Origin of the sequence: Amycolatopsis sp. DSM 110486 (genome assembly GCF_019468465.1) — a bacterium.
Lineage (GTDB): Bacteria > Actinomycetota > Actinomycetes > Mycobacteriales > Pseudonocardiaceae > Amycolatopsis.
In genome coordinates this window covers 8,602,912-8,615,184 of sequence record NZ_CP080519.1, presented here as the reverse complement: position 1 = coordinate 8,615,184, position 12,273 = coordinate 8,602,912, and the positions used below count along the sequence as shown (strand labels likewise).

At 66.2% G+C, this 12,273-nt stretch carries 11 protein-coding genes and 2 pseudogenes; 6 read left to right on the top strand and 7 right to left on the bottom strand.

Going from position 1 to position 12,273, the window contains the following annotated elements:
• Window positions 1–46 precede the first annotated feature (46 nt).
• The 5 genes from K1T34_RS41570 to K1T34_RS41550 form a co-directional block, all read right to left on the bottom strand.
• Window positions 47–1,237, bottom strand: coding sequence for a zinc-dependent alcohol dehydrogenase (locus K1T34_RS41570; protein ID WP_220240150.1), 1,191 nt, complete (start codon window positions 1,235–1,237; stop codon window positions 47–49).
• Between the two features lie 104 nt (window positions 1,238–1,341).
• Entirely contained in the window at window positions 1,342–1,821 is a 480-nt protein-coding gene (locus K1T34_RS41565) for a hemerythrin domain-containing protein (protein ID WP_220240149.1), read from the bottom strand.
• 358 nt (window positions 1,822–2,179) lie between these two features.
• Entirely contained in the window at window positions 2,180–3,046 is an 867-nt protein-coding gene (locus K1T34_RS41560) for a manganese catalase family protein (RefSeq protein WP_220247666.1), read from the bottom strand.
• Window positions 3,047–3,146: 100 nt separating this feature from the next.
• Entirely contained in the window at window positions 3,147–3,587 is a 441-nt protein-coding gene (locus K1T34_RS41555) for a DUF4383 domain-containing protein (protein WP_220240148.1), read from the bottom strand.
• A gap of 680 nt (window positions 3,588–4,267) precedes the next feature.
• Complete coding sequence (locus tag K1T34_RS41550) at window positions 4,268–4,585, bottom strand: DUF3040 domain-containing protein (RefSeq protein WP_220240147.1); 318 nt, start codon at window positions 4,583–4,585, stop codon at window positions 4,268–4,270.
• A gap of 173 nt (window positions 4,586–4,758) precedes the next feature.
• Here K1T34_RS41550 and ctaD point away from each other — a divergent pair, with 173 nt between their 5' ends.
• The 4 genes and pseudogenes from ctaD to K1T34_RS41530 all read left to right on the top strand — a co-directional run bounded on the left by ctaD (window position 4,759) and on the right by K1T34_RS41530 (window position 9,938).
• Window positions 4,759–6,531 carry a cytochrome c oxidase subunit I gene (gene ctaD / locus K1T34_RS41545; RefSeq protein WP_220240146.1) on the top strand — a complete coding sequence of 591 codons (1,773 nt, stop codon included), beginning with the start codon at window positions 4,759–4,761 and terminating at the stop codon, window positions 6,529–6,531.
• Between the two features lie 331 nt (window positions 6,532–6,862).
• Entirely contained in the window at window positions 6,863–7,975 is a 1,113-nt protein-coding gene (locus tag K1T34_RS41540) for an IS630 family transposase (RefSeq protein WP_220240145.1), read from the top strand.
• Between the two features lie 59 nt (window positions 7,976–8,034).
• Window positions 8,035–8,465, top strand: a pseudogene (locus K1T34_RS41535) (IS701 family transposase); the annotation flags it as partial.
• Between the two features lie 423 nt (window positions 8,466–8,888).
• Window positions 8,889–9,938 carry an NAD-dependent epimerase/dehydratase family protein gene (locus tag K1T34_RS41530; protein ID WP_220240144.1) on the top strand — a complete coding sequence of 350 codons (1,050 nt, stop codon included), beginning with the start codon at window positions 8,889–8,891 and terminating at the stop codon, window positions 9,936–9,938.
• Window positions 9,939–10,189: 251 nt separating this feature from the next.
• Here K1T34_RS41530 and K1T34_RS41525 read toward each other — a convergent pair.
• Window positions 10,190–10,579 (bottom strand): annotated as a pseudogene (locus tag K1T34_RS41525) (DUF4383 domain-containing protein); the annotation flags it as partial.
• A 327-nt stretch (window positions 10,580–10,906) separates the two neighbouring features.
• Here K1T34_RS41525 and K1T34_RS41520 point away from each other — a divergent pair.
• Window positions 10,907–11,164 (top strand): hypothetical protein, encoded by a 258-nt coding sequence (locus K1T34_RS41520; protein WP_220240143.1) that lies wholly within the window; start codon window positions 10,907–10,909, stop codon window positions 11,162–11,164.
• Here the strand turns inward: K1T34_RS41520 and K1T34_RS41515 are convergent.
• Window positions 11,157–11,399 carry an acyl carrier protein gene (locus K1T34_RS41515; protein WP_220240142.1) on the bottom strand — a complete coding sequence of 81 codons (243 nt, stop codon included), beginning with the start codon at window positions 11,397–11,399 and terminating at the stop codon, window positions 11,157–11,159. The two genes, K1T34_RS41520 and K1T34_RS41515, sit on opposite strands and share 8 nt — an antisense overlap.
• Window positions 11,400–11,783: 384 nt before the next feature.
• On the opposite strand from K1T34_RS41515, the gene K1T34_RS53970 reads away from it, so the two are divergent.
• A complete protein-coding gene (locus K1T34_RS53970; RefSeq protein WP_255637947.1) occupies window positions 11,784–12,263 on the top strand; it encodes a YihY/virulence factor BrkB family protein in 480 nt (159 codons plus the stop codon).
• Window positions 12,264–12,273: the final 10 nt, after the last annotated feature.

Below are 12,273 nucleotides of genomic sequence, written 5' to 3'. Positions count from 1 at the left end.
CCTCCTCGGATACGGATCGACGGTGTATTCGCGGGTGGTGCACCGGTTAGGCAGCCGGCTGTAGCAGGATCTTCTGTGCGCCCTCGAGCTTCTTCTGGAAGATGTCGTACGCCCGCGGCGCGTCGGCCAGCGGCAGCTTGTGCGTGGCGAAACCCTCGACACCGAGCGGGTCGCCGTCGGCGGTGAGGACCGGCATGATGTCGTCGATCCAATGCCGAACGTTGGCCTGGCCCATGCGCAGCTGGATCTGCTTGTCGAACAGCTCCATCATCGGCAGCGGGTCGACCATCCCGCCGTACACACCCGAGAGTGAGATCGTGCCGCCACGACGGACGCTGTCGATCGCCGCGTACAGCACGCTCAGGCGGTCGATGCCCGCCTTCTCGGTGATCTTCGCACCGACCTGCTGCGGCAACAGAGCGACGAGATTCTGCGCCAGTCGGCCGATCGGCGCGCCGTGGGCCTCCATGCCGACGGCGTCGATCACCGCGTCCGCGCCCCGCCCGCCGGTGAGCTGCCGGATCGACTCGGCAATGTCCTTGTGGTCGCGGAGGTCAAGGGTGGTGGCGCCGTGCTCCCGGGCCCGTGCGAGCCGCTCGGGCACCAGGTCGACGCCGATCACCTGAGCGGCCCCGCGGTGCTTCGCGATGCGGCAGCACATCTGCCCGATCGGCCCGAGCCCGAACACCACGACCGAACCGCCTTCGGGCACCTCCGCGTACTCGACGGCCTGCCACGCAGTCGGGACCACGTCGGACAAGTAGACGAACCGCTCGTCCGGCGGGCCATCCGGGACCTTGATCGGCCCGTACTGCGCCTGCGGCACCCGCAGGTACTCCGCCTGCCCGCCCGGCACCCGGCCGTACAGCTTCGTGTAGCCGAGCAGCGACGCACCCTTGCCCTGACTCGTCACCTGCGTGGTCTCGCATTGCGACTGCAGGCCGCGTTCGCACATCCAGCAATGGCCGCACGAGATGTTGAAGGGGACGACGACACGGTCGCCGGGCTTGATCCCGGTCACGCCCGCGCCGACCTCCTCCACCACGCCCATCGGCTCGTGACCCAGGATGTCGCCCTCGGTCATGAACGCGCCAAGTACCTCGTACAGGTGCAGATCCGACCCGCAGATCCCGGTGGACGTGATCCGCACGATCGCGTCCGTCGGCTCCTCGAGCTTCGGATCGGGCACGGTGTCCACGCGGACGTCGCGCTTGCCATGCCAGGTCACTGCCTTCATCGATCTCCCTTTCACCGTGGAGAAAGTCAACTGGTTTCGGGATTTCCTGACCACCGGCCGGGCAAACGCGATTCACCTGTCGGGAACCCGCTCACGTGGGCTGCTCAGGCTGTCGCGCTGTGCAGTTTCAGTGGATTTTTCGGCGCCTGTGCCCGCGCGTCGACCATGCGCTGCCCCAGTTCCTGCAGGCGTTTGCGTCCCATCGCGGAGCGCACCTGCGGAAACCAGTCGTTCTCCTCCTCGCCCACGTGGTGGCGGACGTTCTCGGTGAGCACGGTGACCTTCGCGTCGAACGTCTCGTCCGCGGCGTCCAAGCCCGTGAGCTCGGACAGCATCCAGACGACAACGTGGTGCTCCTGCACGCTTTCCAGCACATGATCCGCCGTCTCCGGCACGGCTTCCCGAGCAGCCGGGTAGAAGATCTCTTCCTCGATGTAGGCGTGGACAGTCAACTCTTCGATGATCGAGTCGACCACCCGCCGCTTCTCCTGATACGCCTTATCCCCCGCTTTTTCGAACTGCTTGAAGAGCTTCTCGACTGTCTTGTGGTCGTCCTTCAGCAACACGATCGCGTCAGTGGACACAGACCCTCCTCCTTCACCCTCGCCGACTCGCCCCCGAATCCCCCGAGGGCAACATGCACGCCGGAGTACCCCCGAGGCCACGGGGGAAACATCCGGCGTGCCGTTGCTGCGCGCCTTCTCGGCGCGGCGAATCGTTCTGGTCGGGGCACCAGCACAGGGGGAAACCTCGAGCCAGGTTGCCGCTTTACGAGCCGGCGACTCGTGCACCACGCACCCGACATCGCACAGGTCCTCAGGGATGACCGCACCCCGGAAAGCTCAGTGCAGAAGCATGCCCTTCAGGCTGAGGACCGGTTTACTCGTCATCGCAAGGGGCGGGACAGTATGTGGCCCTTCGCCGACGCGGCGTGGACGCCGATCATTTCGCCTTGTTCCGGAGCTTCTTGGCTTTGCCCTTGGCCGTGCCCACGGCGTCCTGCACCGGCGCATAAGTACCGAAAAGCGCCGGATCCGGCTTTGGCGCAGTGCCGGGCCCTCCGAGCGGCTTCGGATCCTTGAGGTACTCGATCTCCTCCCCCACGAAGCTCCAGCCGGCCTTGACGCCGTCGGGGCCGTCGGACAGGTGCCAGATGGTGTTGTTGTGCTCCTGGTTTTCTTCGTCGAACAGAGCGGTCGGAGCAATGGCGCTCTCCAACCCGTCGGCCTCCAGTTCCTCGATCGCCGCGAGCCACTGCTTCTGGTGCACAGTGTCGCGCGCGAGGTTGAACTGCAGCATGGCCTTCACGCCTGGATCATCGGTCATGTTGTAGAGCCGTGCCGTCTGCAGCCGTCCTTGGGCTTTGGCGGCCGCGTTGGCGCGGAAGTCGGCCAGCAGGTTGCCCGAGGCGACGATGTACTTGCCGTTCCACGGGGTGCCGTTGCTGTCGGCCGGCAGCGCGCCGCCACCGGCAACGATGGCCTGCTGCGGATCCATCCCCCCGATCATCGCGGCCATCACAGGGTCCTTCACCGCTTTTGCCGTGGCCGTGGCGGGAGCACCTTCCAGGAGCCGGGCAACCATGGTGGCGAGCATCTCGACATGCCCGATCTCCTCGGTCGCGGTGTCCATGATCAGATCCTTGTACTTGCCCTCGACGCGGCAGTTCCACCCTTGGAACAGGTACTGCATCGTCACGGTCATCTCACCGAACGCGCCGCCGATAAGTTCCTGCAGCTTGTGCGCATACACCGGATCTGGCTTCTCCGGCTTGGCCTCGAACTGAAGGGAAATCGCCTCCAGCGTCAGGAAATGTGGATGTGCTGCCTTCGTTGCGTGCGGCGGAACACCGGCTGCGTACCCACACTTCCGTCCGCTACACACCTCCCGCCCGGTCACCGCTCATACGTCATAGGTGAGTTCCTTTCGGGAGCGGAATGAGCCCGAGCACGATCATGCCTACGCCCAGCCCCAAGTGCAGCCAGTCATCGGAGGTGTTCACGGGCACGAAATTCGCCGCGCTGCCGTGGTCGATGATCAGACCGTAGAGCCAGAGCACGAGATAGATGACTCCGCCGCCGAGCAGGAAGCCGCGCGCGCCTCGGGCGGTGCCCGAAAGCGCCAGCCCGGCCACGCCGAAGGCGAGGTGGACGATGTTGTGCAGCACGGACACGGCAAAGACTCCGAGCAGCAGCGCTCCGGAGTCGTGCCCTGCCCAGCTGAGCTGGTCGTAATGGGTGGTGACGCCCGGAATGAACCCCAGCACACCGACCGCCAGAAAGACCGCTCCGACAACCGCCGCGATCAGCTGTCGAGGACCGCGCCGGACCGCAGTTTTCGTTGACGTCATAATGGTGATCCTTTTCCTTGAAACTATTCGGTCTTGTCAGCGTGCGACCATGGAGAGGGCCGCCGATTCGCCCGGTTTGCCCACAGCGGGCACAAACAAACACCGCCGGGAACTGTCCCTCCGGCGTTCCACGTATTCGCCGCGCTCGCGCAGTCGTAACCACCGCAGACGGCAGGGTCCGGGACGAGTGGGTGAGCTTCGCCGACGAAACGAACCGCCGGTGATACGACGTCACGCCAGCGCTGTAAGAACGAGCAGGCGGAACGGACAAGCAGCCACCATGCCGGTGTTCTGTGTCGCTCAGCGTTACTGCGCGCGAGTACCGCCACACACTCACGCTGAGCGAATACCCCTATCGCACCAACGGACAGCCACCGCCTGCCGAGCACCACAGGTGGTTAGCGTGTCGCGGGGTTCACTGTAGGCCAGCTAGAAACTCACAGACCGCACCACCGATGCCTGGCCTGCCAGATCACGAAAGTTATCCCGCACGACACCGTGGCGGGCGTGAGGTCTGGTGCCGGCGCTGTGGTGGCGGGGGTGCACGTGCACTGGGATCTCGCGGCCCTGTGCTGGAGTCTGACGGCGTCACATGCTCGCAGGCAGAAGCGCCGAGCGCCGCGCGAGCACGAGAGCGGCTGGATGACGACGCCGCGGGAGACGGAATCGCAATCAGCGGCTCATCGATTCTTCGTGCAGCCCTCGCGCCGGAGGCGACGCTCGAGGTGCATGCATACGGCGACGTTGCCCAGCAGGAATCCCGCGAAGGCAACCGGCAGCACCACGAGAACGCCGAACAAGACAAGACCCAGCGCGATCACGTCCAAGACGACGGTCATCGCCAACCAGCTGCGTCGCAAAGGCCACGCGATGTCGCCGAATGTCTGCCGCACCCAGGCAGCGTCCGTGGTCTTCAGGTGCCGTTCGGTCGCCCGGAGATGACGTGCCGCGCCCCGTGTCGAGACGGTTCTCCGTCCGCCGGGAATCGCTGAGTCCATCGTCGCACCTCGATCCGGAAACGCGCGCCCAATGCTGTTGCCCGGTCCCGCCATGCGTACCCGCCACCCGCCGCAGCCAACCGTCGACTTCCGGCAGGTTTAGCGACAACCGAAACGGGTAGGCGAGCCGGCAATGACCAGGATGTTCCGGCGACGACGTAACCGAGGATCCGATGACCGACACCGCCGCGCGGCCGACTCCGATCCCGCACCGACCCGCTAATAGGGCTCCGCTTGGCTCGGTGATCCTCAAGACGATCCGCACGACCGACCACAAGACGATCGGCGTGCTCTACCTGACGACGTCGTTCGGGTTCTTCCTCGTTGGTGGCCTGACCGCGCTGCTGATGCGAGGCGAGCTGGCGCAGCCGGGGATGCAGTTCCTGTCACCGGAGCAGTACAACCAGCTGTTCACCATGCACGGCACGATCATGCTGCTGCTCTACGCGACCCCGAACCTCTTCGGGTTCGCGAACTTCGTCGTGCCCCTGCAAATCGGGTCGCCCGACGTGTCCTTCCCCCGGTTGAACGCGTTCTCGTACTGGCTTTACCTCTTCGGCGGCTTGATTGTCCTGTCCGGCTACATCACGCCGGGCGGACCCCCCGACTTCGGCTGGACCGCATACACCCCACTGTCGAGCGCCATCCACTCCCCCGGTGTCGGCGGGGACCTGTGGATCACCGGGCTGATCGTCACCGGCCTCGGCACCATCCTCGGCGCGGTCAACATGATCACCACCATCGTGTGCCTGCGGGCACCCGGGATGCTGATGTGGCGGATGCCCATCTTCACCTGGAACATCCTGTTCACCGGCATCCTGATCCTGCTCGCGTTCCCGATCCTCACCGCCGCGCTGTTCGGTCTGCTGGCCGACAGACACATCGGCGCACACGTGTTCGACCCGGCCAACGGCGGCGCGATCCTCTGGCAGCACCTGTTCTGGTTCTTCGGCCACCCGGAGGTCTACATCGTCGCACTGCCGTACTTCGGCATCGTCACCGAGATCATCCCCGTGTTCAGCCGCAAACCGTTGTTCGGCTACAAGACCATGGTATTCGCCACCATCGGCATCACCGCGCTGTCGGTGGCGGTGTGGGCCCACCACATGTTCGCCACCGGTGCCGTGCTGCTGCCGTTCTTCTCGTTCATGACCTTCCTCATCGCCGTGCCCACCGGCATCAAGTTCTTCAACTGGATCGGCACAATGTGGAAGGGCACCCTCACGTTCGAGTCGCCCATGCTGTGGTCGATCGGCTTCCTCGTCACGTTCCTGCTCGGCGGGCTCACCGGCGTCATCCTCGCCGCACCTCCACTCGACTTCCACGTGCACGACAGCTACTTCGTCGTCGCCCACTTCCACTACGTGCTGTTCGGGACGATCGTGTTCGCCACCTTCGCCGGCATCTACTTCTGGTTCCCCAAGATCACCGGCCGCATGCTCGACGAACCGCTGGCCAAGTGGCACTTCTGGACGACGTTCATCGGCTTCCACACCACGTTCCTGATCCAGCACTGGCTCGGCGACGCCGGCATGCCCCGCCGCTACGCCGACTACCTGTCCACCGACGGGTTCACGTGGATGCACACCATCTCCACGATCGGGTCGTTCATCCTGGGCGCCTCGGTGCTGCCGTTCATCTGGAACGTGGTGAAGAGCTACCGCTTCGGCGACCGCGTCGAGACCGACGACCCCTGGGGGTACGGAAATTCGCTGGAATGGGCGACCACCTCGCCACCGCCTCGGCACAACTTCCTCGAGCTGCCCCGCATCCGTTCCGAACGGCCGGCATTCGAGCTGCACTACCCGCACATGGTCGAACGCCTGCGCGACGAAGCCCACGTGACCCGTGGTCACCCCCGAGACAAACCATCGCTCTTCGAGGTCGCAGCGGGCGCGACCCAGCCGAAAGAGCAAGGCGACAGCGAAGACCCCCGCGGCCGCTGAAGCGAAGAGCCCTTCGTGCCGGGTCTCACTGCGGACGCCCATCCCGAACCGGTCGCGGAATCTCGGATCAGGGTGACTCCGCCGACCCGACAATTCTGCTTGCGCTTCGGAGGGAGGACTTCCTCGACGGGGACGCCGAGGGCAACGGTCAGCCGTCCCGACCGGTGCCGGTCATGACCTGGACGCCGACCTGACGCCGGAAGGGTTCCAACGTGTTTCGTTGGTGGGCGGTTCGGGCCAGGAGGTCGTCGAAGTCGACAGCCGGCAGACGTTCGCGGAGGCCGGCTAGTGTCCTGCGTCGTTAATTCGTCGTCATTTAGACTCTGATGGCATGTCTGATGGTGTCGCGGGACGTCGGGGGCCGAAGCTTGAGCCGGTGCTGCTCACCGATGAGGAGCGGTCCACGCTGGAACGCTGGGTGCGGCGGCGAAATTCGGCGCAGGCTTTGGCTGCACGCTCTCGGATTGTGCTGGCGTGCGCCCAGGACGGTGTGCCTCCGGTTGTGGGTGTGGCGAAGGATCTCGGCGTGTCGCCGGACATGGTCCGCAAGTGGCGTCGACGATTCCTGGCACACCGTCTCGACGGGTTGGTCGATGAACCTCGGCCCGGTCGTCCGCCGGTGATCGGGGTCGAGGACGTGGAAGCGGTGGTGGTGGCGACTCTGGAGGAAATCCCGAAGGACGCTACGCACTGGTCGCGTGCGTCGATGGCGCAGCACAGTGGCTTGTCCAAGTCGACCGTCGGCCGGATTTGGCGGAAGTTTCAGCTCAAGCCGCACCTGACCGACACCTTCAAGCTGTCGACCGATCCGTTGTTCGTGGAGAAAGTGCACGACGTTGTCGGGTTGTATTTCAATCCGCCCGACGGTGCGATCGTGCTTTCTGTTGACGAGAAGTCGCAGATCCAGGCTTTGGATCGGTCCCAGCCGGTGCTTCCGATGATGCCCGGTATGCCTGAGCGTCGTACTCATGACTACGTTTGTAACGGTCTGACCACGCTGTTCGCGGCGTTCGACGTCGCCACCGGCGAGGTCGTCAGCGCCCTGCACCGCCGGCATCGGGCTGCGGAGTTCAAGAAGTTCCTCGCCAAGATCGACAAGCAGGTCCCCGCTCATCTGCAGATCCATCTGATCTGCGACAACTACGGCACCCACAAAACACCAGCGATTCGGGCGTGGCTGGAACGGCACCCTCGTTTTCACATGCACTTCACTCCGACCGGTTCCTCCTGGATCAATCAGGTTGAGCGGTGGTTCGGTTTCCTTGCCGATCAGCAGATCAGGCGCGGTGTCCACAAGAACGTCCAGAATCTCGAAGCTGACATCCGTTCGTGGATCAAGGAATGGAACGACAACCCCAGGCCTTTCATCTGGACCAAGACCGCCGCTGAGATCCTCGAGTCACTCGCCAACTTCTGCCGACGAATTTCTGACGCAGGACACTAGTACTGCAACGGCAGTTAGTGGTGTTGTGGTAGATCATCCTGGTGGTGGTCGATGTGGTGATGGGTCAGCTGGAGCGGGTGCATGAGCGGATCGGGGGCCGGTTCGCGCGGTCGGAGCCGCGGAATCGTGCGCGGGAGTATGTGTCCGGGCTGGTCGCGGGTTTGGCGCGGAAGAACGGCTGGACGCTGGCCGAGCAGGCCGGTGAAGTCTCGCCGGACGGGATGCAGCGGCTGCTGCGCTGGGCGGACTGGGACATCGACGGCGTCCGCGATGACGTGCGGGACTACGTGGTCGAGCATCTCGGTGAACCGGGCGGGGTGCTGATCGTGGATGACACCGGGTTCCTGAAGAAGGGCACCCGGTCTGCGGGGGTGCAGCGGCAGTACTCGGGGACTGCCGGGCGGATCGAGAACTGCCAGATCGGCACGTTCCTGGCTTATGCCGGTGCTCGCGGCATGCGTTGATCGACCGGGAGTTGTATCTGCCCGAGCCGTAGCTGGTCGGGCTCGGCGCGGTGTTCGCGCTGTATCCATCGGCGAGCGTCGCGCTGGTCCGCGACGACGATCGCGCGGGCACCTGTCCTACGCGCAGGGTGCCGGGGCCTTCCGCTGGCAGTCCCGGTCAGTCCAGGGGGATGGTCGGTCTATGAGCTCTTACCTGCGCATCTATCTGCCGCGTCTGTGGTGACTCGTGGGACGCCAGGGGCGCTTCTTGGACTGGCAGAAGGACAATCTGCGAAATGGGGTCCGAACTGGACGACGTCTCGGAAGCCACCAGATCGTGCGAAGCCACGAACGCGCCGCCCGCGCGGTCCTCGAGCGACTACGGGCCCGTCAGTCCGCAACAGACCAGCTCTCCATGAACTGCTGCACCGTGCCGAGTACGCCCTGGCCCGGGCGGGTAACCGGGCGGCATGACTACTCAGCGGATCGTCGTCACCGGTGCGACCGGGAACATCGGGACCAGCGTGGTGGACGCCCTCGACACCGACCCGGCGGTCGGCACGATCGTCGGGCTAGGTCGCCGCCGGGCCGGCCCCGGTGCCACGAAGGCGGAGTTCGTCCAGGCCGATGTCGCGAGGGACGACCTGGTCCCCATCCTGCGCCACGCCGACGCGGTGGTGCACCTGGCCTGGCTCTTCCAGCCCACGCGCCGGCCCGAGGTCACTTGGCGGGCCAACGTGCTCGGGTCCCTGCGGGTGTTCGACGCGGTGGCCGAGGCGGGCGTACCGAAGCTGGTGTATTCCTCGTCGGTCGGCGCCTACTCTCCGGCCGTCCATGATCGCCCGGTCGCCGAGGATTGGCCGACCCACGGCTGGCCGGGGGCGGCCTACTCGCGGGAAAAGGCCTATGTGGAGCGGTGCCTGGACAACTTCGAGCTACGGCACCCGGATGTCCGCGTGGCGCGGGTACGGCCCGGGTTCGTCTTTCAGCGGGCGGCCGCGTCGGAGCAGCGGAGGCTGTTCGGCGGTCCGTTCGTGCCGGGCAGCCTGATGCGTCCGTCACTGGTGCCGGTTCTGCCGGACATTCCCGGCTTGCGGATGCAGGTGGTTCACAGCATCGACCTCGCCGACGCGATCCGCCGCTGCGTGCTCCGCCCGGTCTCGGGATCGTTCAACGTTGCGACCGAGCCCGTGGTGGACATGCCGTTCCTCGCGGAGCAGCTGGGCGCGCGGCTGGTGCCCATTCCGGCCGCGCTGGTCAAGCACGCGCTCGGCGCCGCTTGGCGGCTGCACCTCGTGCCGGCCACTCCCGGGCTGTTCGAGACGGTGCTGCACCTGCCCGTGATGGACACCGGCCGGGCGCGTTCCGAGCTGGACTGGCATCCGCGCTACACCGCGGCGGAGACGGTGGCGGAGTTCCTGTCGGGGCTGCGCGCGGGAGCGGGCGCGGACACCGCGCCGCTGGCGCCGGACGGGCAGCGCGCGCACGAGCTGGCGACCGGCGTCGGTCGCCGGCCCTGAGCGGGCCGCCTTGACCGGCATCGGGGGCGGGGCTTCGGAACTAAGCCGTTCCAGAGTGCGCCGAACGTTTGCCCAGTGCGACCGAACTGGGACGGGTGCGATCCTTTGATCACGCCCTCTCCGGACGGTCTACTTCGGGCCCGATCGTCGTTCGGCACTCGTGCGAGGAATAACCGGGGTTCGGTCGCCCAGACGGTTCAGGCAGGTGGATTTTATTCGGGTGGTCCAACAGCGAGCGATGGGCCGCCGGCTTATTTCGCGGATGACGAGTCCGTTCCCGGGCGGCTACGGGCTGTCCGCTCGGCGACCCCGGAGATCCGCGCGGCGGACTTCTCCCGCCGGGGTCGGCCGCGCATGCCGAGTGTAGCGACTACGGCGGTGACGACCATGGTGGCCAGGTGCAGGATCGCGGTGGCCCAGTTGACGTTGAGCCGGTCGCCGGTGCCGCGGGTCAGAACGAGGATGCTGTAGGTGCTGAGTCCGGCTAACCAGATGGTGGCGGCGAAGGAGAAGATCGCAGGCCCACTGCTGCTGCGGGCGGCGAGGAGCCCGAGCGCTCCGATGAGGATGCGCATGACGTTCAGCAGCGGGCCGACACTGAAGATCCACAGTGTGTACTGGGGCTGGTGACTGGTGAACGGACCGGAGCCGGTCGAACCAGCACACCCAGCACGAGGTAGACGACGCCGACGACGAGCACGACCAGCCGCAGGGCTCCCGGGCCGAGGCGTGGCCGCCGGTCGGCAGAGGCGTCACGTTCAGGCATGTCGCAGGACTCCCTGCCGCTTGACCGGGCCAAGGCGGCGTGCGATGGCTACCTCGCGCCGTAATTGCCCCGGAGGGGACCGATGAAACCGGCGCCACCCGAGACTGATTGTCCAACGGCGGTAAGGCTTCCGGATCGCGTTTCGGATCGGCAATGCGCATCGTTGTACTGAGGCGCTGTCGTCGCCGGGCCACCGCCGAAGGTGCTGCGCGAGTCGTGCAAGCTCGTCGACGAACCGCTCGCAGCCGCCGCCGACCGCCAGGCCGGCGCGCAGCTGGTGTGCTACGACGGAAACCTGGTCGAGCTCGGTCTCGCCGTGATCCAGCCCTGCAGCGGCACTCCGGCTGCGGCCGGGCCGAAGCCCGGGCCGGCCGCCGGGCCGGGTCTGGGCCTCGGACGCTGGCTGGTGCGCCGGGAGGTGCCGGAGGCCGGCGCCTCCCGGCGTGACTTTGTCAGGTAACCGCCGCACCCGATTCGGAGCTTCCCGAGAGTTCCTTGATGAACTCGTGGCACTGCTTCGCCCGGGCGGAGTCCTCTTCCATCACGCGGCGAAAGAAGTCGGCGATATCCTGACGCTCGGCGTTGTCGGCGTCGCGCACGTATTGGCCGTAATCGTGTCCGGCTTTCAACGAGTGGTACTGCACCGACACCAGGTCGTATGTGACGTCGTCGAAGCCGGTCTCTCCGGTAGCCATAAGCGGTTCCTCTCGAACTTACCGTGGTGACTGGAATACGGGCCGGTCTGGCGCCGCCCGTGAGGCCGTGGTTCCCGCGGCTCGCACCGGTAAACGTCCGAGCAGGAGGTGGTTCCGGTGAACGGACGGCGACCAGAGCCGGAAGGACCGACGAAGCTGTCCGCGGGTCCTGGTGGATGGTGCTCAGGCGCACGGCGCGGCAGTTCGGGAGGGACAACTGCACCGACTGGGCCGCGGACCTCACGTACTACGCAATCAGGTCGTGCCGGGGCCGGGCTGACAGGTTCAAGTGGGTCGATCCTGGGTCGTCGAGTCCCAGAGGCTCGCCGGGCTGGGCGCGCGTTGTCGCGGTCTGGTGGTCTGCGCGCTCGGGGCGGTGCCGCCGTGACCGTCGCGCGGCGGTTGGGTGATCTGCTCGGGTTGGAAAGGACCGGGGTTCTGGTGTGGGAGATCGCGAAGTGGCCGGTGATCGCGGTGCTCGTGAGCCTTGTGGGTGCGCTGCTCTGCTGGGCTGGGCCCAACGTGCGGCAGCCGAACTTCCGGTGGCTCACGCCGAGAGACCTGGTCGCCGTTGCGCTGTGCGCGGCGGCGTCGGCGGGCTTCGCGCTCTGCGTGGCCAACTTCGGTTCGTACGACAAGACTTACGGGTCGCTCGCCGGGGCCATCGTGTTGCTGGCGTGGATGTGGATCTCCACTATCGCTGACCTGCTCGGTGCCGAGCTCGATGCCGAGCCGGCACGCGGCCGCCGGCGCGACGCGGGCGGCGGCTCCGATGAAGGCGAGCCGTTCCTGCCCGCCACGCGATACGAAGGCGATGGACGCGAACGAAGCGGCCGCCGTGTGCGAAGGGACTGCACGAGATGAGTGCGGTCAT